The organism is Streptomyces sp. NPDC097640, from assembly GCF_040302705.1.
GTDB lineage: Bacteria > Actinomycetota > Actinomycetes > Streptomycetales > Streptomycetaceae > Streptomyces.
Map to the genome: position 1 here is coordinate 179002 of NZ_JBEOSB010000020.1, position 23917 is coordinate 202918.

22 protein-coding genes are annotated in these 23917 nt (G+C 73.6%); 7 read left to right on the top strand and 15 right to left on the bottom strand.

Annotated elements, in window-relative coordinates:
• A complete protein-coding gene (locus tag ABTY62_RS29295) occupies positions 1 to 492 on the bottom strand; it encodes a MaoC family dehydratase (protein ID WP_352132409.1) in 492 nt (163 codons plus the stop codon).
• Between the two features lie 90 nt (positions 493 to 582).
• Between ABTY62_RS29295 and ABTY62_RS29300 the strand changes: the two genes are divergently transcribed.
• The gene (locus tag ABTY62_RS29300) at positions 583 to 1950 is read left to right on the top strand and encodes a hypothetical protein (protein WP_352132410.1); all 1368 of its coding nucleotides are present in this window, start codon (positions 583 to 585) and stop codon (positions 1948 to 1950) included.
• A 9-nt stretch (positions 1951 to 1959) separates the two neighbouring features.
• On the opposite strand, the gene ABTY62_RS29305 is transcribed toward ABTY62_RS29300, so the two are convergent.
• A complete protein-coding gene (locus tag ABTY62_RS29305; RefSeq protein ID WP_352132411.1) occupies positions 1960 to 2553 on the bottom strand; it encodes a helix-turn-helix domain-containing protein in 594 nt (197 codons plus the stop codon).
• A 29-nt stretch (positions 2554 to 2582) separates the two neighbouring features.
• Here ABTY62_RS29305 and ABTY62_RS29310 point away from each other — a divergent pair, with 29 nt between their 5' ends.
• Positions 2583 to 2801: a hypothetical protein gene (locus tag ABTY62_RS29310; protein ID WP_352132412.1), complete on the top strand. Its 219-nt coding sequence runs from the start codon at positions 2583 to 2585 to the stop codon at positions 2799 to 2801.
• Positions 2802 to 2822: 21 nt separating this feature from the next.
• Here ABTY62_RS29310 and ABTY62_RS29315 read toward each other — a convergent pair whose 3' ends face one another.
• Together ABTY62_RS29315 and ABTY62_RS29320 are read right to left on the bottom strand one after the other, a co-directional pair.
• Positions 2823 to 3797, bottom strand: coding sequence for a glycosyltransferase (locus tag ABTY62_RS29315; protein ID WP_352132413.1), 975 nt, complete (start codon positions 3795 to 3797; stop codon positions 2823 to 2825).
• Positions 3794 to 4282, bottom strand: coding sequence for a DUF2267 domain-containing protein (locus ABTY62_RS29320; RefSeq protein ID WP_352132414.1), 489 nt, complete (start codon positions 4280 to 4282; stop codon positions 3794 to 3796). The genes ABTY62_RS29315 and ABTY62_RS29320 overlap by 4 nt, the downstream gene beginning before the upstream one ends.
• 149 nt (positions 4283 to 4431) lie before the next feature.
• On the opposite strand from ABTY62_RS29320, the gene ABTY62_RS29325 reads away from it, so the two are divergent.
• The gene (locus ABTY62_RS29325) at positions 4432 to 4932 is read left to right on the top strand and encodes an NUDIX hydrolase (RefSeq protein ID WP_502997537.1); all 501 of its coding nucleotides are present in this window, start codon (positions 4432 to 4434) and stop codon (positions 4930 to 4932) included.
• Positions 4933 to 5289: 357 nt separating this feature from the next.
• On the opposite strand, the gene ABTY62_RS29330 is transcribed toward ABTY62_RS29325, so the two are convergent.
• Complete coding sequence (locus ABTY62_RS29330; RefSeq protein ID WP_352132415.1) at positions 5290 to 9897, bottom strand: glycoside hydrolase family 2 TIM barrel-domain containing protein; 4608 nt, start codon at positions 9895 to 9897, stop codon at positions 5290 to 5292.
• A gap of 165 nt (positions 9898 to 10062) precedes the next feature.
• Here ABTY62_RS29330 and ABTY62_RS29335 point away from each other — a divergent pair, with 165 nt between their 5' ends.
• On the top strand, positions 10063 to 11778 hold the full coding sequence (locus tag ABTY62_RS29335; RefSeq protein WP_352132416.1) for a sensor histidine kinase: 1716 nt from the start codon (positions 10063 to 10065) through the stop codon (positions 11776 to 11778).
• 62 nt (positions 11779 to 11840) lie between these two features.
• Here ABTY62_RS29335 and ABTY62_RS29340 read toward each other — a convergent pair whose 3' ends face one another.
• A complete protein-coding gene (locus ABTY62_RS29340) occupies positions 11841 to 12674 on the bottom strand; it encodes a nitroreductase family protein (protein WP_352132417.1) in 834 nt (277 codons plus the stop codon).
• A 110-nt stretch (positions 12675 to 12784) separates the two neighbouring features.
• Positions 12785 to 13495 carry a response regulator gene (locus ABTY62_RS29345; protein ID WP_352132418.1) on the bottom strand — a complete coding sequence of 237 codons (711 nt, stop codon included), beginning with the start codon at positions 13493 to 13495 and terminating at the stop codon, positions 12785 to 12787.
• Positions 13496 to 13769: 274 nt separating this feature from the next.
• On the opposite strand from ABTY62_RS29345, the gene ABTY62_RS29350 reads away from it, so the two are divergent.
• A complete protein-coding gene (locus ABTY62_RS29350) occupies positions 13770 to 14351 on the top strand; it encodes an Rv1733c family protein (protein ID WP_352132419.1) in 582 nt (193 codons plus the stop codon).
• Between the two features lie 52 nt (positions 14352 to 14403).
• Here the strand turns inward: ABTY62_RS29350 and ABTY62_RS29355 are convergent, their stop codons facing one another.
• The 8 genes from ABTY62_RS29355 to ABTY62_RS29390 form a co-directional block, all read right to left on the bottom strand.
• Positions 14404 to 15072 carry a CBS domain-containing protein gene (locus ABTY62_RS29355; RefSeq protein WP_352132420.1) on the bottom strand — a complete coding sequence of 223 codons (669 nt, stop codon included), beginning with the start codon at positions 15070 to 15072 and terminating at the stop codon, positions 14404 to 14406.
• 19 nt (positions 15073 to 15091) lie between these two features.
• Complete coding sequence (locus ABTY62_RS29360) at positions 15092 to 15973, bottom strand: universal stress protein (RefSeq protein WP_352132421.1); 882 nt, start codon at positions 15971 to 15973, stop codon at positions 15092 to 15094.
• Between the two features lie 68 nt (positions 15974 to 16041).
• Positions 16042 to 16725, bottom strand: a complete 684-nt coding sequence (locus ABTY62_RS29365) for a helix-turn-helix domain-containing protein (RefSeq protein WP_352132422.1) — start codon at positions 16723 to 16725, stop codon at positions 16042 to 16044.
• Between the two features lie 54 nt (positions 16726 to 16779).
• Complete coding sequence (locus ABTY62_RS29370) at positions 16780 to 17859, bottom strand: alcohol dehydrogenase catalytic domain-containing protein (RefSeq protein ID WP_352132423.1); 1080 nt, start codon at positions 17857 to 17859, stop codon at positions 16780 to 16782.
• A 53-nt stretch (positions 17860 to 17912) separates the two neighbouring features.
• Entirely contained in the window at positions 17913 to 18824 is a 912-nt protein-coding gene (locus ABTY62_RS29375; protein WP_352132424.1) for a universal stress protein, read from the bottom strand.
• 18 nt (positions 18825 to 18842) lie between these two features.
• Positions 18843 to 19178 carry an SHOCT domain-containing protein gene (locus tag ABTY62_RS29380; protein WP_352132425.1) on the bottom strand — a complete coding sequence of 112 codons (336 nt, stop codon included), beginning with the start codon at positions 19176 to 19178 and terminating at the stop codon, positions 18843 to 18845.
• 36 nt (positions 19179 to 19214) lie between these two features.
• Positions 19215 to 19835 (bottom strand): CBS domain-containing protein, encoded by a 621-nt coding sequence (locus ABTY62_RS29385; protein ID WP_311725496.1) that lies wholly within the window; start codon positions 19833 to 19835, stop codon positions 19215 to 19217.
• A gap of 112 nt (positions 19836 to 19947) precedes the next feature.
• Positions 19948 to 21219, bottom strand: a complete 1272-nt coding sequence (locus tag ABTY62_RS29390) for an FAD-binding protein (RefSeq protein ID WP_352132426.1) — start codon at positions 21217 to 21219, stop codon at positions 19948 to 19950.
• A gap of 219 nt (positions 21220 to 21438) precedes the next feature.
• Here ABTY62_RS29390 and ABTY62_RS29395 point away from each other — a divergent pair, with 219 nt between their 5' ends.
• Together ABTY62_RS29395 and glpK are read left to right on the top strand one after the other, a co-directional pair.
• A complete protein-coding gene (locus tag ABTY62_RS29395; RefSeq protein WP_352132427.1) occupies positions 21439 to 22263 on the top strand; it encodes an MIP/aquaporin family protein in 825 nt (274 codons plus the stop codon).
• A gap of 43 nt (positions 22264 to 22306) precedes the next feature.
• Positions 22307 to 23824: a glycerol kinase GlpK gene (glpK, locus tag ABTY62_RS29400; protein ID WP_352132428.1), complete on the top strand. Its 1518-nt coding sequence runs from the start codon at positions 22307 to 22309 to the stop codon at positions 23822 to 23824.
• Positions 23825 to 23917 lie beyond the last annotated feature (93 nt).

Consider the following 23917-nt stretch of genomic DNA (forward strand, 5'->3'; position numbering starts at 1 on the left):
TCAGCCCGCCTCGCGACAGCGCACCATGAAGGACCGCTCGAACACGATGACCGTCTCCCCGGTCGACTTGGCGCCGGTCGTCTCCGCCGTGACGATCCCCTGCCCCGGCCGGGACCTGGACAGCCGTTTGGCGAGGATGCGGCTCGTGGCGTACAGCGTGTCGCCGACGAACACCGGGTCCTTCAGCCGGACCTTGTCCCAGCCGAGGTTGGCCACCGCCCGCGCCGACAGCGCCTGCACGGTCATGCCACCCACCAGACACAGCGTTATCCCGCTGTTGACCAGCACCCGCCCGTACTCGGCACCCTCCCCGTAGGCCCGGTCGAAGTGCAGCGGGTGCTGGTTCATGGTCAGCAGCGTCAGCCAGGTGTTGTCGGTCTCGGTGATGGTGCGGCCCGGCCAGTGCCGGATGACCATGCCGGGCTCGAAGTCCTCGTAGTCCCCGCCGTGTTCTTCGACGTACTCGTTGTCCCCGACCCGGCGCAGCGTCATGCCCCCAAGGGTAGGCCCTGGCTATTAGGCCCTGGCTATGCTGACACCCGGTCGATCGGCGCTCGGCGACGCGGAGTTGGGGGAACCCGGATGAGCGGGCTCGAGGACATCGGCACCCCGGCGGCCACGGGACACCCGTGGTTCGGCCGCCACCGACTGAGGCCGCCCGACGCGCCCGCGGACACCATCCGGGAGATGCTGCGCACCGAGATCAGGGACACCGGCTGGCCGTATCAGCCGCTGCTGCCCGCCGCGCCGATCGCGCTGCCGCGCGCGTCCTACGCGGAGCTGTTCCGCGCCACCGCGGCGCTCCTCGACCTGGTGCGCCGCACCGCCCTGGAGACCGCGCCCACCACGGAGGGCAGGCTGGCGGCGTACGGCATGCCGGACGGCGAACACCGGCTGTTCATGGCAGACCCGTTCGCCGAGGAGCGGTACGCGGACTGCGTGGCCCGGCCGGACATCGTGATCGGGCCGGACGGGCCGCGGTTTCTGGAGTTCAACGTCAGTGGCGCGCTCGGCGGCCCGGTGGAGACACACTGCCGCCTCGAGGTGTGGCGCAAGCTCTACGCCGACGACGCGGGCCGGCTGCCGTTCCGCTGCCGGAGCCCGTTCGCGGTGCGTGCCGCGATGTTCCGGGACCTGTGCGCGGAGCTGGCCGTGGCGCCCCGGGTGGCCCTGGTGGGCAGCGCCCGCGACCAGGGGGTGGAGTCCACCCGCTACTTCGACATGGAGGCCGACCACTTCAACGGCCACGGGCTGACCGCGCGCTTCTTCGAACCCGAGGATCTGCACGAGGCCTGGGACTGCCCACCGCGGCTGCGCTACCCGCTGGGGCTGCGCAACTTCACCCTCCCCGACTGGGCCGAGCTGGGCATCGACACCGCGCCGGTGCAGGCCGCGCTGGACCACGGCTGTCTGCTGGTGTCCACCCAGACCTCCACCTTCCTGTCCAGCAAGCTGACCATGGGCCTGCTGTCGGAGGGGCGGCCGTGGATGAGCGCGGCGGAGCGGGCCCTGGTCGACAGGTATCTGCCGTGGACGCGGGTGCTGACCCACCGCAGGACGAGCCGGGGCGGCCGCGAGGTCGACCTCGTCCCCTTCGCGGTGGCGAACCGGGAGCTGCTGGTGCTCAAGGAGAGCATCGGGATGAGCGGCAAGCAGGTCGTCATCGGCCGGGAGAGCGGCGCGGCGGAGTGGGAGACGGCGGTGGCCGCGGCGGCGGAGGCGGGCACCAGCGTGGTGCAGGAGTTCGTGGCGCCGCGCACGTGTCGGCTGGCGATGGTCGCCGACGGCGCCCGGGAGCCGCACGACGTGGAGGTGGCCCCGGTGTTCGGGCCGCTGCTGTTCGGCGGCCGCCCGGCGGGGATGTTCTCCCGCTTCTTCGGCGACGGCACCGCGGGGATCGTCAGCGTCCTGGGCACCAACAGCTCCGACGACTGCGTCGTGGCCATCTGACGGCGTCCGTCAGGCGCCGGTGGGGCGTGCTCGTACGTGCATCCGCTCGCCCTGCGTCCCGAAGATGCTCAGCACCTCGACGGGCTGGTCACCCGCGCCGACGAAGCCGTGGGGGACACGGGTGTCGAACTCGGCCGCCTCGCCGGCGGTGAGGACGAGGTCGTGCTCGCCCAGAGCGAGACGCAGCCGGCCGGCGAGCACATAAAGCCACTCGTACCCCTCGTGCACCTTCTGCTCGAGCCGAGTGCCCTCGGGCGTCTGCCCGGCGGGCAGGATCATCTTGTAGGCCTGTAGCCCGCCGAGGTGGCGGGTCAGCGGCACGAACACCCTTCCGTGCCGGGTGAAGGGCCGCGGATGGATCCGAGGATCGCCGCTGGCGGGCGCGTCGACCAGCTCGTCCAGCGGCACCTGATGGGCCCTGGCCAGGGGCAGCAGCAGCTCCAGGGTCGGCTTGCGCTGCCCCGACTCCAGGCGCGAGAGGGTACTGACCGAGATCCCGGTCGTCTCGCTCAACTGGGACAGCGTGGCGCCGCGCGCCAGCCGCAGCGCGCGCAACCGCGGCCCCACACCCGTCAGCACACTCGCGAAATCGTTGTCCGACACCCTCCTATTTGCTGTTCCGGCAAGGCCTTTTGTCAAGTTGTTTCCTCCGCCCCCGCCTGGGCACCCCGGTACGCGGCACCCACTGGTCGGGCACCCAGGACGCCATCGAGGCCTACCGCGCCTTCGACCGCCGCGAGCAGGGCTGGACCAAGGTGGCCCTGGGCATCGGCGGACCCGGCAGCGTGGCTCCGGGCCGCGGTGCGGCGGCCGGCACCGGCGCGGCCACCACCGCCGGCGCCCACCCCTGACGCCCGGAGTTCGTCAGCTTCTCAGCTCCGCAGCTCTTCGAAGAGTCGCTCCCAGTCGTCCAGGAAGCGCTTGAGCCCGTACCGGTCGAGCGCCGCGCGGCGGGCCCGCGCCCCGTCCTCGGCCGCCGCTCCCGGCTCCCGGAGATAGCCCCGGACGGCGCGGGCGAGCACCTCGGGGCGGGTCGAGAGCACACCCGCGCCCTCGGGCACCGCCTCGACCGCCTCGGTGGTGGCCAGGGCCACCACGGGCATGCCCAGGTGCATGGCCTCCAGGAGGGATATCCCGAGCGAGGTCCAGCGCGGCGGGTGCAGATACAGCCGGCGGCGGGCCATCTCGGCGTGCAGCCGGTCCTGCGGCAGCTCCGCGTGGCGCAGCCGGTCCTCGGTCAGCCCCAGGTACGCGGCGAGCCCTTCCGTACGGCGGCCGAAGACGTCCAGCGGCGCCGCCCGGCTCAGCTCGGGCAGCAGATCGGTGCCGGTGGCGCGGCCGCGCGGGATGGGGTCGTTGACGACGACGGCGGCGCGCTCCAGCTCCCCGGTGTACAGATGGCCCGGGTCGACGACGCCGTGCTCGATCACGGTGGTGGGGGCGGTGCCGCTGTCCCAGAAGAGCCGGTTGAAGTGGGTGATGTGCACCAGGGGCACGCCGCGCAGGTCGTCCCGGTCGGCGCAGGGGTGGCGGGTGCCGGGGACACCTCCGCCCGGGGTGCCGTGCTCCACGTAGACCGCGGGCACATCGCGCCCGGGGCGGCGCCCGCCCAGCCAGCACTCGGCGAGGGCCGCCTCGTGCGGCCGCTGGAGGACCACCAGGTCGACCGGGGCGTCCCGCAGCCGTACGGGGCTCAGCTCGGTGACCGAGGCGGGCCAGGCGAACCCGCGGGTCCGGCCGAGGCCGTCCGGCCCGCGGCCGGACACCACCGGCACCAGGTAGTGATGCGGGCCCTGGACGAACGCCGTGGTCCAGGAGCCGTGCACATGCCAGATCAGGATGTTCATGGGCGCCGGTCCTCCAGGTTCGCCTGGTTCCACTGGTTCTCCCGGTTCTCCTGGTTCTCGAATGCGCGCGCCTCCGGCAGCAGCTCCCGGATGTCGCGCGGCAGCGCCGTGTACAGCCGCTCCATCAGCTCCGGGCTCACCGCGGAGTCCAGCACCTCGAAGAACGCGCTCGCCTCCCGGATCGCCTCCTCCTCCGAGGTCTGCGCGCGCCAGGCGATCCGCCCCGCGAAGCCGGTGAGGTCGAACCGCTCCCCGTGGTCGCGCCGGTGGGCCCGCTGCTCGGGCGAGGTCTCGTGGGAGGCGGCCACCCGCCGCATGGGCTCGGCCGCCTCGGCCGGGAGCTGCGCCGCCATGTGGTCGGCGAGGCCGTCCGGGATCCGCTCCGCGAGGGTTTCGAGCGTGGCGCGCACCGCGCGCTCCGCCGACCGCCGGTCGGGCAGCCGCGCCAGGGCCTGGACCTGCCCCGTCAGCTCTTCGTACCGCATCGTCAGCACCCCCAGCGTCGGGATGTCCGCAACGTCAGCCGAGTGCCCGCGGCCGCCCCCGCGAACCGCCGGTGACCGGCCGCCGTACGCCCCGAGGGCCTGGGCGTCGGCGGCGCCGCGTTCGACGTCGGCCGCGCACACTGGTCACTGTGACGGACAAGCGAAGCGCCGGAATCCTGCTGTTCCGCGCGGCCGACCCGGCAGGTACGCCCCCGGACCCGGTGGCCGGCACACCGGTCCAGGTTCTGCTCGGCCACATGGGCGGGCCCTTCTGGGCGCGCAAGGACGAGCGGGCGTGGTCCGTGCCCAAGGGCGAGTACGAGCCGGACGAGGAGCCGGAGGCCGCGGCGTACCGGGAGTTCCAGGAGGAGCTCGGCCTGCCGCCGCCTTCCGGCGAACTCCTTCCGCTCGGCTCCGTCCGGCAGACCGGGGGCAAGGTCGTGACGGTGTGGGCGCTGGCGGGCGACCTCGACCCGCGGCGGGTCGCCCCGGGGACCTTCGAGATGGAGTGGCCGAGGGGGTCGGGGCGCCTTCGGGCCTTCCCCGAGATCGACCGGGTGGCCTGGCTGGATCTCGCGCAGGCGCGGACGAAGATCGTGGCCGGGCAGGAGCTCTTCCTCGACCGCCTCGTCGAACTCCTGTACGGCTGAGCCGCCCGCGGCCGCGCACTGGCTTCGCCGCGCGTGGGCCGGGTCGCGGACGGCTCCGGGCCTGAGCGCCGTCCCTGCGAGCCGTCCCCGCGATCCGCCCCCCGCTGTTCGAGGTCCGAGGACCGACGCCGGCCGGGGCCCCGCGGCCGCGCGGCGGCCACCGCGAGCGCCGGCCGCCGAGCTCGGCAGGGCCCTGGGCGGCGTATCGCCCAGGGCCCGGGGCGACGCGCCGCCCACAGGCTCCCGGAAGCCCGCGGGACCACTGGGCCCGGACGGAGCCCGCCGGGGTCCGTCCGGGCCGGGGCACTCGCCGATGGAGGGCGGGTGGGGCGCGGGGAGGGGAAACGGGCCTCCGCGTCAGTCCGAGCCGCAGCGCACCGTCGCCGCCCCCCAATCCGCGTGGTCGTGGGCGTTCCCGTCGCCGCCGTCGGTGACCCGCAGGCGGAGCACCTGCGCGCCCTCGACCGAGGCTTCGATCGGCACGGCGGAGTCCGCGCCGTCGACGACGTCGCCGCGGTGGACCCGCTCGCCGTCGGCGTAGACCTCGAAGGCGACGCTGCCGTCGTCGGCCACCTCGTCGTCCACCCCCACCTCGGCGGTGAAGGTGGAGCAGTTGCCGCCCAGGAAGACCTCCACCGTGGAGTCGGCGTGCACGCCGAGGCCGTGCTCGTAGGCCTTGCCGCCGATGGTGAGCGTCCTGCCGTCGCCCGGGGCGGACTCGCCGTTGCTGCGGTCCCGTTCGACCGGGCCCCAGCCGTTGTCGGAGGTGATGAAGTCGAGCGTGGACACGGACACCTCGCCGCGCGGCGGGGGAGGCGTGCCGTCGAGGTCGACCGCCGCCGAGCCGCTCACCCGCGCCCCGCCGGTCGAGGTCGCGCGGACGTCGGCGACGGCGGGCCGCAGCCCGTCCGGGGAGTTCTCGCCGCGGGTGACCTCGGTCCGTACGGTCGCGGTCCCGCCCGCGGCGAGGTCGCCGAGGTCGAAGGTGCCGGGTTCGGCGGTCCAGCCGTCGGCGAGGTCGAGGGCCGCGGTGACCTCGCGCAGCGGGGTGTCGCAGGGGTTGGTGACGGTCAGCTCGGCCGAGGTGGAGCTGCCCGCCGGCACGGTGGTGTCGGCGGCGGTGAGCTTGGCCCCAGGGGTGCAGACGACCGGGCCGCGCGGGGTGCCGGTGCGGGCCTCGGCGCCGGTCAGCGGGCGTATCCGCAGCGTGTAGGCGTACTCCCGGGCGGGCCGCACCTGGTACTGGGGCAGCACGGTGTGGAAGGTCTCGCTCACGCCGCTCACCGCGTGGTCCAGGTGCAGGGTGTTGCCTCCCGGGTCCTTCCGGAGGGCGAACGGGTACGCGGCGCGGTCGATGCCCGTGTACGGGGTGACCCCGGCCGAAAATCCCCCGGACCCGGACCCGGACCCGGATCCCGACCCGGAGACCAGCAGACCGCTCTTGCCGTCGGACAGCGACGCCCAGCGGACGTCTTCATGGTTTCCGTAGTCCTGGGGCCTGGTGTATCCCGCGAACTGCTTGTCCACATCGGTGGAGTACACCCCCACGGGGGCGCCGTCCTCGCGGTCGTTGTAGTTCTCCTGCGGCCCGCGCCCGTACCAGGTGAACGTGTCGTACCGCGCGGGCAGCCGCAGGGAGAGCCCGATGCGGGGCAGGTAGGGCACGGTGCGCGCCTTGCCCCGCGCCTCGGCGCGGTGGTCCAGGCGCAGTTCCCCGGTGCCGCTGACGGTGTACCGGAGGGTCTGCGCGAAGGAGGAGCCCTTGACGCCGGGCGCGGCGGCCGTGGAGGGCACGGTCACGGTGACCTCGCCGCCCCGCTCGGAGACCGTGACCTTCCCCGGCTCGGTGCGCAGCCGGTCCAGGCCCGCCTCGCGCCACGGCCCTTCCTCGGAGCCGATCTCATTGCTGACCGGGGCGCGCCAGGCGTCGAGTTCGGGACCGGAGCCGAGCAGGTCACGTCCGTCGGCCCGCATCGAGACCAGCTCACCGCTCGCGCTGTCGAACCCGTACGAGAAGCCCTCCCCCGCGACGGTGATCCGGCTGCCGGTCGTGGTGGTGGTCAGTCTGCCCGGAGCCCTGGCAGGGGTGGCGCCCGCAAGCTGTGCGCCGCCGATGTCGAACTGCTCGACCGCGACGAGGTGCCCGGCCTTCGCCCAGGTGGTGTCCTTGGCGAGCACCGCCTCCACGGTGAGCTGCCGGTCGGCGTCCTTGGGGTTGGCGGGCGGCTTCGGCAGCCGGACGCGCTGTCGCTCGCCGGGGTCGAGGCCGAAGGAGCGGGTCCCGTGGGCCAGGGTCCTGGTCCCCTCGGTGATCCGCCACCGTAGTCCGAGGTCGCCGGTGCGGGTGAAGGAGCGCTCGTTGAGCACATCGATCAGCCCCGACGCGGCCTCGGCGCCGGAGATCCGGACCGGGGCGTGCACCGCCGCCATGGCGCGGGCCTCGGGCTGTACGGTGCGGTCGGCGGAGACCACCCCGTCGACCCCGCCGGTCCCCGCGCCATAGGACAGGAACTCTCCCTTCCGGTCGAGCCGGTCGAAGTCGAGCGCGAGCACAGCGTCCGCGCTGGGGTCGGCGGCGAGCTGATCGGGGCCCAGCGCCTTGTGGTAGACGCGGACCTGGTCGACCGTGCCGTGTGCCATGCGGCTGCGGATGTTCTCCTGGTCGGTCTCGGGGTTGCGGCCGATGTTCACCGGCTGGGCGGAGTAGCCGACGGTTCCGCGCCAGGCGGTGGAGGCGGCCTGCTCGCCGTCGATGTAGAGCTTCAGCGTCGAGCCGTCGAAGGTGCCGGACACGCGGTGCCAGGAGCCGTACCAGTCGCCGGGGACGTCGGCCGCGACGGTGTGCCACTCCCCGTCGCCGTAGACGAAGAACTCCAGGGTGTCCTTGTCGCGCATCTTCAGGGCGTAGCTGTGGTCGCCCTTCGCGATCACGGTGAAGCTGCCTGTCCAGTCGGCGGGTTTCACCCAGGCGTCCAGGGTGAGCGCGTCCGCCACCGCGTCGAGCTTCGGGTCGCGGTAGACCTCCACGAAGTCGTCGAGCCCGGACAGCTCCAGCGCCCTGCCCCGGTGTCCCGCCACCAGACCGGGCTTCCCCGAGACATAGGACAGGATGTCGTTGCCGGAGGAGTCGGGAGTGGTCAGCAGCGGCTGGGTGATGTTCTGCTCCGCCCAGTCCCAGATGTAGCCGCCCTGGACCTGGGGGTACTTGCGGACGACGTCCCAGAACTCCCTGAAGTTGCCGAGCGAGTTGCCCATGGCGTGGGCGTACTCGCCCATGATGATCGGCTTGGTGGTGGCCTTCGCCTTCTCCTCCAGGCCCGCGGGGGAGGGGTAACGCGGCCCCCAGACATCGGCGAACGGGGCGTCGCCGTCGGGGCTGTTGGGCTGGTGGTAAACGGGGCGGGCCGGGTCCTCACGGTCCAGGAACTCGGCCATCGCGTAGTGGGCCCTGCCCAGGCCGGCCTCGTTGCCGGTGTCCCACATCAGGACGCTGGGGTGGTTCTTGTCCCGCTCGTACATCGCGGTGAGCCGGTCCAGGAACGCCCTCTGCCACTCGGGCCGCTCGGCCAGACAGTCGTCCGGGCAGCCGTCGTGATGGTGGGTCTCGATGTCGACCTCGTCGTCGATCCACAGCCCGCGCGCGTCGGCCAGCTCGTACAGATAGGGATCGGACGGGTAGTGCGAGGTGCGGATCGAGTTGATGTTGAGCTGCTTCATCAGGGAGACGTCGGATGCGGTGCGCTCCCTGGTGGCGTGACGGCCGGTGTTCGGATCGGTCTCGGCGCGGTTGATGCCCTTGACGAGGATGCGGCGGCCGTTGACGAGGAGCTGTTTGTCCTTGATCTCGATCTCGCGGAAGCCGACCGGCTGGGCGGTGGTGTGGGTGACCCGGCCGTCGGCGCCGTGGAGCTGGATGACGAGGGTGTAGAGGTTCGGTGTCTCGTCGGTCCACTTGGCCGGGTTCGCCACCGGGGCGGTGAGGGTGGCGGACCCGGTGCCGCCGCCGGGGTCAACGGTCCCCGACATCGTTGTCACCTCGCGTCCGCGCCGGTCGTACAGCGTTCCGGTGACCTTGCGCTCACCCGCGCCGCCCCCGCTCGCGCCGTCCGCTCCCTTGGCGGCGACATCGACCCGGGCGGTCAGCCGGGCGTCCCGGTAGGCGGCGTCCAGATCGGTCTTGACGGTGATGTCGCGCAGATGGGTCGCCGGGGTGGAGTACAGGCCGACCGAGCGGAAGATGCCCGCGAAGCGCCACTGGTCGTAGTCCTCCAGATGGGAGCCGGAGCCCCAGCGGTGCACCTGCACCGCGACCGTGTTCCGGCCCGGGTGGAGCCGCTCGCTGATGTCGAACTCCGCGGGCGTGTAGCCGCCCTGGTCGTACCCGGCGTACGAGCCGTTGACCCAGACCAGATAGCCGCTGGTGACGCCCTCGAAGCGCAGGAACGTCCGCCGCTTCTCCCAACTCCCGGGCAGTTGAAACGTCTTGACGTAGGCACCGGTCGGGTTGACGTCGTGCGGCACCTTCGGCGGGTCGTCCGGATACATCTCGGTGGGGATGTTGCGGAACACCGGGTGGTCCAGGCCGTCCGTCTGCCAGGTGTGCGGCACGCTCACGCTGCGCCAGCCGGCCCGCGAGGTGTCATAGCCCTCGGTGAAGAAGTCCTGGGGGACCTCCTCGGGGCGGTCCGACATATGGATCTTCCAGGAGCCGTCGAGCGACTTGGTCCAGCGGGTGTCCTGGCCGCCCTGGAGCGCGCCGGGGGCGTTGTCGTACGGCGTCAGCCGCGCGTGGGCCGGCTCCTGCCCGACCGCGGTGACCTCGGGGTCCTCAAGGAGTTTGTACACGTCCGCGGGCGGGGCCGAGGGGCTCGCCGTCGCGGCGGGGGCGGGGGTCACCAGCGTTCCGGCCAGGGCCAGGGCGATCAGTCGGGGGAGGAGGCGGAAGGAGCGAAGGAGCCGGGGCATCGGCGGCCCACCCTTCTCTTCGGTGCCGATATACAGAGGTTGCCGAAGCAATCCGAAATCAACAGCGCCGAACATTAGCCAACGGAGTCTGTCGCGCCAAGACTTCCGGCAGCATTCACCGCCCGGGGTGCGCGGCTACCGTAAGGAGTGGGAGGCGCGGTGGGCATGGGTAGCGCGAGCAGCTCCACGAATCTGCCCCGTCTGCGGCTCGACGAGCTGCTGGACGAGTTGCAGGTGCGCATCGACGCGGTGCGGGGGACCCAGGACCGGGTGCACAGCCTGCTGGAGGCCGTGCTCTCGGTCGGCCGGGAGCTGGATCTGCCGCAGGTGCTGCGGCGGATCGTCGAGGCGGCCGTGGTCCTGGTGGACGCCGAGTACGGCGCCCTGGGCGTGATCGGCGAGGACCGGCGGTGGCTGGCGGAGTTCCTGACCGTGGGCGTCAGCGAGGAGCAGATCGCGGCGATCGGCGCGCTGCCGTCCGGCCACGGCATCCTGGGCGAGCTGATCCGCCACCCCGAGCCGCTGCGGCTGTCCGAGCTGTCCGACCACCCGGCCTCCTACGGCTTTCCGCCGGGCCACCCGCCCATGCACTCGTTCCTGGGGGTGCCCATCCGGGTGCGGGACGAGGTCTTCGGCAATCTCTATCTGACGGAGAAGCGGAGCGGGAAGGAGTTCGACGGCGAGGACGAGACGGTGCTGTCCACCCTCGCGGTCGCGGCCGGGGTGGCCGTCGAGAACGCCCGGCTGTACGAGGAGGCCCGGCACCGCCAGCGCTGGCTGGAGGCGAACGCCGAGGTCACCCAGGGCCTGCTGTCCGGCGTGGACGAGACCCGGGTGCTCGGGCTGATCGTCGGGCACGCCCGGCGGCTGCTCGCCGCCGACCTGGGGGTGCTCGCGCTGCCGGTCGAGGGGAGCACCGACCTCCAGATGGCGCTCGCGGACGGCACCGACGCCGAGAAGCACCGCGGCCTCGTGCTGCCCCGCAAGGGCTCGTTCGCCGGCGCCGCCTTCCTCGGGTCCGAGGCGGTCACCAGCGTCGATGTCGGGAACGACCCGCGGATCACCGAGGGCCCCCTGCGATGGACGGGCCTCGGCCCCGCGGTGGCGGTCCCGATGCGGACCAGCGAGGGCGTCCAGGGGGTGCTGTCGCTGGCCCGCGCGGTGGGGAGCCCGCCCTTCACCCCGGTGGAGACGGACATGCTGCTCGGCTTCGCCGGTCAGGCGGCGATCGCCATGAAGCTGGCCGAGCGGCGGCGCGACGCCGAGCAGCTGACGCTGCTGGAGGACCGCGACCGGATCGCCCGCGATCTGCACGACCTGGCCATCCAGCGGCTGTTCGCCGCGGGGATGACGCTCCAGAGCACCATGCGCTTCGTCCAGCACCCGGAGGGCTCCGAGCGGCTGCTGCGGGTGGTGGACGACCTGGACGACACCATCAAGATCATCCGATCGACGATCTTCGGCCTGCGGTCGCACGAGGCGGGCCCGGCCGCCCAGGGGCTGCGGGTGCGCACGGCCAGGACGGTCGAGGAGGCCGTGCCCGCGCTGGGCTTCACGCCCTCGCTGCGTACGGAGGGGCTGGTCGACACCGATGTGCCGTACCCCGTCGCGGACGACGTGGTCGCGGTCCTGGCCGAGGCGCTGTCCAACGTCGCCCGCCATGCGCGGGCCCGCGGAGCGGAGATCTCCCTGGCCGTCGGGTCCGGCCGGCTGACCCTCACGGTCACCGACGACGGGGTGGGCATCCCGGAGGGCGGCCGGCGCAGCGGGCTGCGGAACCTCGCCGAGCGCGCCGCGAAGCGCGGTGGCGAGCTGCTGGTCAAGGGGGCGCCGGGCGGCGGCACCCGCCTGGTGTGGAGCGTTCCGCTGCCGCGGGACTGACCGGCCGGCACTCGCGCGGCGAGACGTCTCGGTCCAGCACGGGTGACCGGGCCGGCCGGCCCCTAGCCGAGCCGGATCAGCATCTGCGCGTGGTCGGCGACGCGGCGGTCGTCGCTGAGCGCCCAGCGCAGATCGGGCCACTCCAGGGCCTGGTGCAGCAGCGCGGCCCGCGCCGTGTGCGCGGTGGCCACCAGCAGGACGTGCTGGAGCGCCTGGCCGGCCCGCAGCCAGTCGGCGCGGTGGTCGTGCCGGGTGCTCAGCACGGCCACGGTCGGCCGCTGCGCGAAGGCGTCGGCCCGCTCCTCCCCGTGCGGCCCCGACCCGTTCCCGAGGGCCCGGCCGTGGTCGCGGGCGTTGCGCCGCTCGGCCTCCTCGTTGATCCGCAGCAGCTGCGCGGTCTCCTCGTCGCGAGGGAAGTACAGGGTCGTGCCGTGCGTGTGCGCGGCCTCGGTCAGCGCGGAGAGCACCCGCTGCGGCAGCCGTCGGCCGGAGACCCGGCCGGAAAAGGCGAGGCGGTCGCCGTGCCGCCGCCAGATCACCTCGTACAGATCGTCCAGGTGGCCGTCGCCCCCGCTCGGCGCGGGCTCCGCGCGGACGGTGGCCAGCAGCTCCGGCTCCGAGGGCCGCGGCAGCAGCTGGACCACCGGCCGCCACCCGAAGTGGGCCATGGCGACCCGCAGGTTGAACACGGCCGCCCCGACGGTGAGGCTCAGGGTCCGCCCCGAGCCGTCGGCGTGGCGCGGGACGCGCCCGGGGGCGGCCCGCACTTCGAGCGTGACGGTGCCGGGGTCGAGCCGGCAGTGCCAGGGCGGCTGGGTGTGGTGCATCGAGGGGGCGGCCACAGCGGCTGAGATCAGCTTCTCCAAGGTCGCCGCGTCGAGTGCTGAGGGCTGCATGTGATCTCCTCGGCGGACGCGCAGGGGTTACGGTCACCCAGCCTGCGGGGCGGTGGGCGGGCGCGGGCAGGGGCCAATGGTCCCTGGGCCGGGCCCGGACGTCCCCGGGGTCAGTGGGCGGAATCCGGCCGCGCGGAGGGGCCGCCGGGATGCCAGGGCTCCGCGTGGGTGGCGATCACGGCCGCCTGGACGCGGCGCTCGACGCCGAGCTTGGCCAGCAGGCGGGAGATGTGGTTCTTCACCGTCTTCTCGGACAGATAGAGCCGCTTGCCGATCTCCCGGTTGGTCATTCCCTCGCCGATCAGGGCCAGGATCTCCCGTTCCCGGGTGGACAGCCCGGCCAGCGTCTCGTCCTGCGGCTGCTCTTCCGCGCCGCCCCCGCGCAGGGTGCTCATCAGCCGGGCGGTGGTGGCCGGGTCGAGCATCGACTGGCCGGACGCCACCGTGCGGACCGCGGACACCAGGTCGGAACCCCTGATCTGCTTGAGGACATATCCCGCGGCCCCGGCCATGATCGCGTCCAGCAGCGCATCGTCGTCGTCGAACGAGGTGAGCATCAGACAGGCCAGTCGCGGCATCGTGGAGCGCAGCTCACGGCAGACCGTGACCCCGTCCCCGTCCGGCAGCCGCACATCCAGGATCGCGACATCGGGCCGCAGCGCGGGCCCCCGGGCGAGGGCCTGGGCGACGGTCGCCGCGTCGCCGACCACCTCGATGTCCGGCTCGGCGTCGAGCAGGTCGTGCAGCCCGCGCCGGACGACCTCGTGGTCGTCCAGCAAGAACACCCTGATCGGACCGGAGTGGTGCGCAGAGTCGGTCATGGCGGCCTTCCGCACGGTTGTCGTGGCCCGGCCCCCCTGGGACTGGGACCGGTTGATCGGCCCCCTTCAATCGATCATGACTCGCCTCCGGTGGCCGCGCCAGGGCCGAACGGTCCCCGGCGCTCGGGCGGCGGGTCCGATGGTCCCACCGCCGGGTCTGTCCGGCCCTCGCACCCGCGGCCCGCGCGTGCGAGGGTCGTTTGTAGGGAGCCCCCGCGCTGCCGCGCGGGTCTCGCCCCGCAGCACGCGACAGCACACGACAGGGGGTGCGGCGATGAGTGCGAAGGCGCGGGGGCGGCTCTTGTGGCGGTGGCGGCGCAACCCGCTCAAGCGCCGCTCGGACGTCGTGGAGGCCTGGGTCGCGCTGGTCGCGGGCCTGGTGATGGCGGTCGGCGGCACGACGGCCGGCATGGTCACCTCCGCCGCCGTGGAACGGCCCCTGCTGGCGGAGCGCGCCGAGCACCACCCCGTCCCGGCGCGGCTGCTGGAGAACGCGCCCGCGGTGCCCCAGGCCGCGGACGGCGGCAAGTTCGGCCGCGTCCCCGCCACCGTGCGCTGGAAGGCACCCGACGGCTCGGTGCACACCGGCGTGGCGCGGGTGCGCGAGGGGCGGCCGGCCGGTAGCCGGACAGTGGTGTGGACCGACGCGCGCGGCCGGCTGGTCTCCGAACCGCTCACCCAGCGCGAGGCCGAGACCCGGGCGGCCCTGACCGGCGCCACCGCGGCCACCGGCGTCTGCCTGGTGACCCTGGCCGGCCGGCGCACCGTGCGGTGGCGGCTGGACCGCCACCGCGCCGCGGAGTGGGAGCGCGCGTGGGCCGAGGTCGAGCCCCGCTGGAGCAGCCGCGGCGGCTGAGCCGGCCGTCGCTCCTTCCAACTCCAACAGCCGGTCAGGCCGGACGGGCCGGTCAGGACGGCCTGGTGACGTGGTGCGCGGCGGTCAGCCGGTTGTCGAAGTCCACCACGCCCTCGACCGAGCGGATCAGCCGCGCTGCCGCCGGGATCAGGCCGGTGTCCCTGATCTGGCCGGTGAGGGTGACCACGCCCTCGTTCACGCTCACCCGCACCGGCTGCCCCGCCGACGCGGGGAAGAGATACGACACGACCTCGCGCCGCACCTCCTCCTCGATCTCCTCGTCCGGGCGCAGAAACACCTTCAGGAGATCGGCGCGGCTGACGATGCCCTCCAGACGGCCCTCGTCGTCGACCACGGGCAGCCGCTTGACGTGCCTGTGGGTCATGATCCGCGCGGTCTCGGCCAAGGTCGCGTTCGCGTGCACGGTGATGGCCGGAGAGGTCATCAGCTCCTCGGCGGTCACCGCGGTCGCCTTGACGACGTCGGGCAGGTCGCGCAGCTGTCCGAGCCGGGCCGGATCGCTGTCCCGGAACTCCTCCTTGGGCAGCAGATCGGCCTCCGAGACCACGCCGATCACCCGCCCCTCGCCCTCCAGCACCGGCAGGGCGCTCACCCTCCACTGCTCCAGCGTCTTCACGATCTCCTTGAACGGGGCCTCGCGGCCGACGGCGACGACGGTATGGGTCATCACATCACTCACGATGTGCGAGCTCCGGTGCACGGGGACCTCCTTCCTTGCTTCAGCGGTACGGGACCACCCCCACCGGGCACGGCGCGTGGTGCAGGGCGGCGTGTGCCACGGGCCCGATGTGCGGGACGGCAGTGGGCTCCGGCCCGTGCCGTCCGAGCAGCAGTAGCCCGGTGCCGGCCGCGGCGCGCACCACCGCCCGGGCGGCGCCCTCCGCGGTGACCTCCGCCACCACGCGTACGCCCGGGAACTTCTCCCGCCACGGGCGTAGCGCCGAGTCCAGCGCCGCCTCGCCCTCCTCCCGGGCCCGGCCGGCCGGCGAGGGGGCCAGGACCCGCTGCGCACGGCCCTCCAGGGGCGGTCGGTGCAGCGCGTGCACGGCGCGCAGCGCGCCGCCGCGGCGGGCGGCGGCGTCGAAGGCGAACTCCAGCAGTTCCTCGCACGGCCGCCGCAGCGCGAGCCCCACCACCACGTCCGCGGGCCCGTCCCCGGACCCCCGCCCGTCGTGCCGGGCGTCGTCGCGCACCAGGGTCACGGGGCGGGCCGCCCGGGCGAGTACCTGCCGGCCGACGGAGCCCAGGAGCGCGCCGCCGAGTGTGCCCGGACCGCGCGAGCCGAGCACCAGCAGCTCGGACTCCTCGGCCGCAGTCAGCAGGGCGGGAGCGGTCTCATCAGCCCGCAGGTCCGTGCCGACCCGCAGGCCCGGGTGGGTCCGGCACAGCTCGGTGGCCGTGTCGTCGACGATGCGCCGCGCCCAGTAGTTCTGGTCCCGCTCCGGCTTCGGCGGGATCGCCCCGGCCGGCGGCGCGAGCAGGATCCAGGCGTGGACCAGGCGCAGCGGCAGATTGCGCAGCAGCGCCTCGCCCGCCGCCCAGTGCGCGGCGGGCAGGCAGCCGGGGAGGCTGCCGAGCCCGGCGGTGACCTGCGGTGGCATGGCCGCTACCTCCGTGATCGTGGGCCCGGCCGGGGCCGGGTGGGGCCGGCGCCGGCGGACCCGGCGGGTCAGTGGACGCGGATCCGGCGCCCGGTGACGCGCGTGGGGTCGATCCGCAGACACAGCTCGCGGCTGCCGCCCGGCCAGGGTTTGCTGTACGCGCCGGCGGCCACGCGCCGTATCGCCTCCGGGTCGGTGACCCGCTGGGCCCGCCCCACCACGAGCACGCTCCAGCCCTCGCTGAGCGCCTCGTCGATGTGGTCCACCTCGAAGGCGACCTCGGCCCCCGCGGCGGCCGCCGGGGAGGCGTCCGGGGCGGTGCGGAAGACCACCGCGTCATCCATGACGCTGTAGTTGACCGGGAGGATGCTCGGGCCCTGGGAAGTGGACACCGAGATCCTGCCCACGCCGTGGGTCGAGAGCAGGTCGTAGCACTCCCGGGGAGTGAGCTCCGCCAGGTCCGGGCGGGAGCCCGCCTGGCCCAGCCCCGGCGGCAGCCCGACGCCTCCGCCCCGCAGCTCGCCGGCGGTGGTGTCCAGCGCCGCGGCCAGCCTCAGCAGAAAGCCCGTGCCGGGGTCGGCGGGGCTCTCCTCGAGGTACCGCAGATAGCTCGGCGACGTGCCCGCGCGCCCGGCCACGTCCTCCCGGCTCAGCCCCAGCCGCTCGCGCCGCAGGGCCACGCGCCGTCCGATGTCACCTCCGCCGCCGGGCCGCCGGGCGGCGGCCGGGTCCGGCCGTGCTGCTTCGGACATGGCCGATCACTTCTCTCCGCTCTCGGGTCTCTTCGATCTCTTCAATCTCTCCGATCACTTCGCTCCGCTCGTCTCCCGGGCGACCAGCGGCCTGGTGGGCACCCCGAGCGCGACCTTGAGCGCCCCGGTGTCGGCCGCCCGCGAGAAGACGTCGTACGCCTCTTCCATCTGGTCGAGCTCGAAGGTGTGGGTGATGAGCGACGCCGCGGGCAGCCGCCCGGCGGCCAGCATGGACAGCAGCGTGGGGGTGGTGCGGGTGTCGACGAGACCGGTGGTGATCGTCAGATTCCGCATCCACAGGTCCTCCAGATGCAGGGTCACGGGCCGGCCGTGCACGCCGATGTTGGCGATCCGCCCGCCGGGCCGCGCCATGCGGGTGCAGGCCTCGAAGCTCGCGGGGGTGCCCACCGCCTCGATGACCACATCGGCGCCGAGCCCTCCGGTGAGGTCGTCGACCAGGGGCTCGGGCCCCTCCGTGGTCTGCACCACCGCGTCGGCGCCGAGCCGCTTGGCCGCGTCCAGCCGTTCGGGCAGCAGGTCGACGGCGATGATCCGGCCGGGGGAGAAGAACTCCGCGGTGGCGATCGCGGCGAGCCCCACGGGCCCGGTGCCGACGACCGCGACCGTGTCGCCGGGCCGCACCCCCGCGCTGAGCACGCCCACCTCGTAGGCGGTGGGGAAGACATCGGCCAGCAGCACGGCTTCGAGGGTGTCGGCCGCGCCGGTCAGCGGATGCAGGGACAGATCGGCGAACGGCACCCGGACGTACTCGGCCTGGGCGCCGTCGATCAGCCGCCCCAGGACCCAGCCCCCGCCGCCGTGGCACTGTCCGTACGCCCGCTCCCGGCAGAACCGGCAGCGGCCGCACGGCGAGACACAGGAGACCAGCACCCGGTCCCCGGGGCGTACGGTGCGCACGTCGTCGCCGGTCTCGACGACCTCGCCGACGGCCTCGTGGCCGAGGACCGTCCCGGGCCGCACATCCGGCACATCGCCCTTCAGGATGTGCAGATCGGTGCCGCAGATGGTGGCGGTGTCGACGCGGACGATCGCGTCGGACGCCTCCTGGAGACCGGGGTCGGGTACCTCATCCCAGGAGGGCCTCCCGGGTCCGTGGAAGACGAGTGCTTTCATGGCCGCTTCCTCGCTTCTGTGTGGATATACCCAATTGTCCTCTCTGTGTGCCCTCACCCGCCCCCGTCGATCGGGACGAGCACCACCGGGCAGTGGGAGTGGTGCAGCACCGCGTGGGTGACCGGGCCGAGCTGCATCCCGAGCCGGGCCGTATGGCGGTGCACCGGGAGCACCACGACGTCCGCCGCGCGCGAGGCCTCCACCAGGGCCTGCGCCGGGGCGCCGCGGGTCAGGTGCTCGCGCACCCGCACCTGCGGAAACTTCTCGCCCAGCGCCGCGACCACCCGGCGCGCACCCTCCTGCTCCCGCTCCGCCCGCGCCGCCGGGCCCTCCCGCGAGGGCAGTGTGTGATCACCCCGGAACAGCTGCGCGTGCGTCCCCGCGTACAGCACGCGCAGCCGCGCGGTGCGCCGCACCGCCTCCTCGAACGCGTACCGCGCCGCGGCCTCGTCGGCGCTCGTCTCCATTCCGGCCAGCACCTTGCCGTGGCCCTCGGGGCCCAGTACGGGCGTGATGTCGCCGCGCACCACCAGCAGCGGGCGCGTGGTGTGCGCGGCCAGCCGCAGCCCCACCGAGCCCAGTAGCAGCCCCGTGAAGCCCCCAAGTCCGCGCGTGCCGATGACGGTCAGCGCCGCGTCCGCGCCGATGCGCAGCAGTTCTGGCACCGCGTCCTGCGCCGTCAGGGTCGGCACCACCCGCAGTTCCGGAGCCTTCTCGGCCACCTGGGCCACCGCGAGCCGCAGCACGGTCCGGGCGATCTCCACCGGGGTCCGCTGCGGCTCGGCGCCCACGTCGAGCGCGGCCGGGTCGGTCTGTGCCCACGGCCAGGCGTGCACGATCTCCAGCGTCGACCCGCGCCGCTGGGCCTCGCCGACCGCCCGGTCCAGCGCGAGCCACGCGCTGTCGGAGCCGTCCAGGCCGACCACGACCCGGCCGTCCTGCGGCGGGGTGCCGGAACGCGTCATGGCGGCGGCCTCCCGTCCTCACCCTGGGCCGGGACCGGACCCTGAGCCGGGACCGGACTTCGCGTCGCCCCCGGCACCGGACCCGGGCCAGGCCCTCGGCCCGGCCTGCGGCGGCGCGGTCCGCCCCCGCAGGACGGCCAGCCGCGTCCGGTACTCGTCCTCGTCGATCTCCCCGCGCGCGAACCGCTCGGAGAGCACCCGCTCGGCCGACGACCAGGGCGCGCGGACGCCGGGCTCCACGTGCCGGAACAGCGCCACCGCCACCAGTGCCACCAGGACCCACAGCGCGATCGCGATGAAGGTCAGCAGGGAGTAGCCCCAGCCGCCCATCATGTGGCCGTACCACCAGTACATGCCGGATCTCCTTGTCCCATCACCCGCGCCGGGCCCTCACCCGCCTCCGACCGGCCGGCCGACGGGCCCCGGGCGCGCGTCCTCGACGCGGTAGGTGAGCCGGTCGACGACGGCCACCACCCCGTCCACCTGGCCGGCCATCCGTACCGCGATGGGCACCTCGCTGTGCCGCTCCAACTGCCCCTCCAGCCGCACCACCCCGTCGGTCACCGTGACGTCGACCGCGTGGGGCAGCAGCCACAAGGCGCGCACCAGCACCTCGTCGATCACCTCGGCGCGGATCTCGTGGTCCGGGCGGAGGAAGACCCGCAGCAGATCGCGCCGGGTGACGATGCCGATCAGCCGGTCCTCCTCGTCGATCACCGGCAGCCGCTCCACGCCGTACCGCGCCATGGTCCGCGCGGCGTCGACCACGCTGTCCTGGGGGCGCACCGTGACCGCGGGCCGTGACATCAGCTGCCCGGCGGTGCGGGCCCCGGACGCGGCGTGCAGATCGGCCGCCGAGACCACCCCGATGACCTTCTCGTCCTCGTCCACCACGGGCAGCCCGCCGATGCGATGCCGCGCGAGCAGCTCCGTGACCTCCTCGGGCGAGGCACCGGAGCCGATCCGGACGACGTCGTCGGTCATCACATTGCCGATCTTGCGGTGCTTCATCGCGGGCCCCTTCTCCGCCCCTCGCGGCCACCCTCCCGCGACAGGACCCCGGGCGGCATGGGCTGCCCGGGGTCCGATCAGGGACCTTCGGCCCCCCCTCAGCCCGCGGGGATCAGCCCGTGGGGAAGAGACGGTCCAGGTACGGATTGCGGAACTTCCCCGCCGGGTCGAACTCGCCCAGCAGCCGCCCGAAGTCCGCGGCGCGCTCGTAGCGCGCGACCACGTCCGCCGGCGCGGCCGCGGTCAGCTTGCCCCAGTGCGGCCGCGCTCCCAGCGGCAGCAGCTCCTCCTCGATCGCGGCGACGACCTCGAGCACCGCGGCGCGGTCCGGCACCCAGGTGAAGTGGAGGGCGACGGAGTCACGGCCGTACGCCGGGCTCAGCCACAGGTCGTCGGCGGCGATCGTACGGACCTCGGACACCAGCAGCACCGGCGCGATCCGGTCGCCCAGCCGGCGCAGCGCCGCGAAGGCCTCGGGCGCGGCGCCACGCGGCAGGATGAGCTCCGACTGGAGCTCCTCGCCGCTGCTGGGCGTGAAGTCGGGCCGGAAGTGCGGCAGCCGCTCGTGCCAGGGCCCCGGCACGCCGGCCTGCGCGGTGCAGTGCGACGGCGGCATGCCGGGCACGGGGTGGCGGGGGCCGTCGGCCGGGCGGGCGCCCAGCCACGGCCGGCCCGGCCGGGGCGGACCGGGCCGGTCGGTGCGGCACTTGAGCCACACCACCCCGTCCCCGGCGTGCCAGTCGGTGAACACGCTCACGCTGTACGCGGCGCCGAACACCTCGTCGAAGCGGTCGGCCAGCCGGTCCAGGGGCAGCCCGTCGTAGACCCACTGGGCCACCTCGAAGGACGGCTCGATGTCCAGGGTGACGGCGGTGACGACGCCGAGCCCGCCCAGCGAGACCGCCGCCCCGGCCAGCCGGTCCGCGTCCGCCTCCCGGCTCAGCCGCGTCAGATCCCCCTCGGGGCCGACGATCTCAAGACCCGCCACCGATGCCGCCAGGCCACGCTGGGCGACGCCGGAGCCGTGGGTGCCGGTCGCACAGGCCCCCGCGACCGTGATGTGCGGCAGCGAGGCGAGGTTGGCCAGCGCGTGGCCCGCCGGCTGAAGGGCCTCGGCGACCTGGGCGTACCGCATGCCCGCGGCGACGGTCACCCGTGAGCCGTCGGGGTCGATCTCGACCCGGTGCGGCAGCCGGTCGAGGCGGATCAGATCGCCGCTGGTGTCGGCTATGCGGTTGAAGGAGTGGCCGGTGCCCAGCGCGCGGACGCGCTCGGCGGAGCCGACGATCCGTCGCAGCTCGTCGACCGAGGTCGGTCGGTGCACCCGGGCCGCACCGAAGGTGATGTTTCCGGCCCAGTTCGTCGGGGCTCCGGTTGTCAGCATCCGCGTTCCTGATCCTGTCCTGGAAGTGCTCGGTTTCGGTCAAGGGGTTCTGGCCGAAGTGGTCGCCCGGCGAGGCGGCCAGGAACCGTAGTACAGGGCCGCCCACCACCTCGTACAGTCCCACGCGCCCCTCAGTTGCCCCGATCGGCCCAGCTGCGGAAGCCGCCGGGGTCCGGCCCGGTCACGATGGTCGTCACAGTGCCGGAGACAGGTGGCCCGATGAGCGAGCAGAAACCAGTCGCCCACAGGACGGGGCTGATCGGCGAGCTGTGCGCCGAGTTCGTCGGCACCATGGTCCTCATCCTCTTCGGCTGCGGGGTGGTGGCCCAGGTGGTGGCCGGGGGGCTGGGCGACCACGACAGCATCGCCTGGGCCTGGGGGTTCGGCGTCACCTTCGGCGTGTATGTCGCGGGGCGGCTCAGCGGCGCCCATATCAACCCCGCCGTCACCCTCTCCCTGGCGGTCTTCAAGGGCTTCCCGTGGAGCAAGGTCGTGCCGTACGCGATCGCGCAGACCGCCGGGGCGTTCGTGGCGGCCCTGCTGGTGCGCTGGAACTACACCGAGGTGCTGGCCAAGACCGATCCGGGGCACACCTTCAAGACCCAGTTCGTCTTCTCCACCCTGCCCGGCAACGGCGTGCTCCCGGTGAGCGAGTGGGGTGCGCTGCGCGACCAGGTCATCGGCACCGCGATTCTGATGCTGCTCCTCTTCGCGGTCACCGATGTGCTGAACACGCCCCCGGGCGCCAACCTCGCCGCCTTGATCATCGGGCTGATCGTGGTCGCCATCGGCATGGCCTGGGGCACCGACGCGGGGTACGCCATCAACCCGGCCCGTGACTTCGGCCCCCGCCTCGCCAGCTTCCTCACCGGCTATGACACCGCCTGGCGGGATCAGTACGGAAACCTCTACTTCTGGGTGCCCATCGTCGGCCCGCTCGTCGGCGGGCTGGTCGGCGCGGGCCTCTACCGGGTCCTGGTCGGCCGCTTCCTCCCGGTGCCCGGGCCGCAGGAGGTGGGACGCACCCCGTCCGCCGAGACCTGAGACCCGAGCCCGAACCCAACCCCGAGCGACGAGAGGCGGCAGGATGCCGGAATTCGTCGGTGCGGTGGACCAGGGAACCACCAGCACCCGCTTCATGATCTTCGACCACGACGGCGCCGAGGTGGCGAAGTACCAGCTCGAACACCGCCAGCTGCTGCCGCGCTCCGGATGGGTCGAGCACGACCCGGTGGAGATCTGGGAGCGCACCAACTCGGTCATGCAGAACGCGGTCCGGGCCAGTGGACTGGTGCCCGCCGACCTGGCGGCGATCGGCATCACCAACCAGCGGGAGACCACCGTCGTCTGGGATCCGCGCAACGGAATGCCGTACTACAACGCCATCGTCTGGCAGGACACCCGCACCGACACCATCGCCGCCCGCCTGGAGCGCGACGGCCGCGGCGAGGTCATCCGCCGCAAGGCCGGCCTGCCGCCGGCCACCTACTTCTCCGGCGCGAAGATCCAGTGGATCCTGGAGAACGTCGACGGCGTACGCGAGGCGGCCGAGCGCGGCCACGCCCTGTTCGGGACCACCGACAGCTGGGTGCTGTGGAACCTCACCGGCGGCCCCGGCGGGGGAGTCCACGCCACCGACGTCACCAACGCCAGCCGCACCATGCTGATGAACCTGGAGACCCTGGACTGGGACGACGAGCTGCTGGAGATCTTCGGCGTGCCGCGGGCGATGCTGCCCACCATCAACCCCTCCGCCCACCCCGAGGCGTTCGGCCGCACCCGCACCACCCGCCCGCTGCGCACCGCCACCCCGATCACCGGGGTGCTCGGCGACCAGCAGGCGGCCACCGTCGGCCAGGTCTGCTTCGCGCCGGGCGAGGCGAAGAACACCTACGGCACCGGCAACTTCCTGCTGCTCAACACGGGCACCGAGCTGGTGCGCTCGCGCAATGGGCTGCTCACCACCGTGGCGTACCGGTTCGGCGACGGCCCCACCGTCTACGCCCTGGAGGGCTCCATCGCGGTGACCGGCTCGGCCGTGCAGTGGCTGCGCGACCAGCTGAAGATCGTCGACGACGCGGCCGCGAGTGAGCGGCTGGCCCTCTCCGTCGAGGACAGCGGGGGGATCTACTTCGTCCCGGCGTTCTCCGGGCTGTTCGCCCCGTACTGGCGCTCCGACGCGCGCGGCGCGATCGTCGGCCTCTCCCGCTACCACAACGGCGGCCACCTGGCGCGGGCCACGCTGGAGGCCATCTGCTACCAGAGCCGGGACGTGGTGGAGGCCATGGACCAGGACTCCGGGGTCCACCTCGATGTGCTCAAGGTGGACGGCGGGGTCACCGGGAACGACCTGTGCATGCAGACCCAGGCCGATGTCCTCGGCGTCCCGGTCAGCCGCCCACAGATCGCCGAGACCACCGCGCTCGGCGCCGCCTACGCCGCGGGCCTGGCCATCGGATTCTGGCGCGACACCGATGAACTGCGCTCGCACTGGCGGGAGTCCAAGCGGTGGGAGCCGCGGTGGAGCCGGGAGCGCCGGGAAGAGGGCTACGCGGGCTGGAAACGGGCCGTCGAGCGCACGCTCGACTGGGTGAAGGTCCACTAGGGGGTGTCCGGAGGTGTGTTTCGCCTCCCTCGCCGGCGCTCGCGGGCCGGGCCGATCCGGCACGACGGCGCACGCCATCAAGGGGTCTGACAC

Excerpts from the sequence above, each read along its gene's own strand:
- ABTY62_RS29295 (WP_352132409.1), bottom strand. The coding sequence starts at position 492 with ATGACGCTGCGCCGGGTCGGGGACAACGAGTACGTCGAAGAACACGGC.
- ABTY62_RS29300 (WP_352132410.1), top strand. The coding sequence starts at position 583 with ATGAGCGGGCTCGAGGACATCGGCACCCCGGCGGCCACGGGACACCCG.
- ABTY62_RS29315 (WP_352132413.1), bottom strand. The coding sequence starts at position 3,797 with ATGAACATCCTGATCTGGCATGTGCACGGCTCCTGGACCACGGCGTTC.
- ABTY62_RS29320 (WP_352132414.1), bottom strand. The coding sequence starts at position 4,282 with ATGCGGTACGAAGAGCTGACGGGGCAGGTCCAGGCCCTGGCGCGGCTG.
- ABTY62_RS29330 (WP_352132415.1), bottom strand. The coding sequence starts at position 9,897 with ATGCCCCGGCTCCTTCGCTCCTTCCGCCTCCTCCCCCGACTGATCGCC.
- ABTY62_RS29335 (WP_352132416.1), top strand. The coding sequence starts at position 10,063 with ATGGGTAGCGCGAGCAGCTCCACGAATCTGCCCCGTCTGCGGCTCGAC.
- ABTY62_RS29340 (WP_352132417.1), bottom strand. The coding sequence starts at position 12,674 with ATGCAGCCCTCAGCACTCGACGCGGCGACCTTGGAGAAGCTGATCTCA.
- ABTY62_RS29345 (WP_352132418.1), bottom strand. The coding sequence starts at position 13,495 with ATGACCGACTCTGCGCACCACTCCGGTCCGATCAGGGTGTTCTTGCTG.
- ABTY62_RS29350 (WP_352132419.1), top strand. The coding sequence starts at position 13,770 with ATGAGTGCGAAGGCGCGGGGGCGGCTCTTGTGGCGGTGGCGGCGCAAC.
- ABTY62_RS29360 (WP_352132421.1), bottom strand. The coding sequence starts at position 15,973 with ATGCCACCGCAGGTCACCGCCGGGCTCGGCAGCCTCCCCGGCTGCCTG.
- ABTY62_RS29365 (WP_352132422.1), bottom strand. The coding sequence starts at position 16,725 with ATGTCCGAAGCAGCACGGCCGGACCCGGCCGCCGCCCGGCGGCCCGGC.
- ABTY62_RS29370 (WP_352132423.1), bottom strand. The coding sequence starts at position 17,859 with ATGAAAGCACTCGTCTTCCACGGACCCGGGAGGCCCTCCTGGGATGAG.
- ABTY62_RS29375 (WP_352132424.1), bottom strand. The coding sequence starts at position 18,824 with ATGACGCGTTCCGGCACCCCGCCGCAGGACGGCCGGGTCGTGGTCGGC.
- ABTY62_RS29380 (WP_352132425.1), bottom strand. The coding sequence starts at position 19,178 with ATGTACTGGTGGTACGGCCACATGATGGGCGGCTGGGGCTACTCCCTG.
- ABTY62_RS29385 (WP_311725496.1), bottom strand. The coding sequence starts at position 19,835 with ATGAAGCACCGCAAGATCGGCAATGTGATGACCGACGACGTCGTCCGG.
- ABTY62_RS29390 (WP_352132426.1), bottom strand. The coding sequence starts at position 21,219 with ATGCTGACAACCGGAGCCCCGACGAACTGGGCCGGAAACATCACCTTC.
- ABTY62_RS29395 (WP_352132427.1), top strand. The coding sequence starts at position 21,439 with ATGAGCGAGCAGAAACCAGTCGCCCACAGGACGGGGCTGATCGGCGAG.
- glpK (WP_352132428.1), top strand. The coding sequence starts at position 22,307 with ATGCCGGAATTCGTCGGTGCGGTGGACCAGGGAACCACCAGCACCCGC.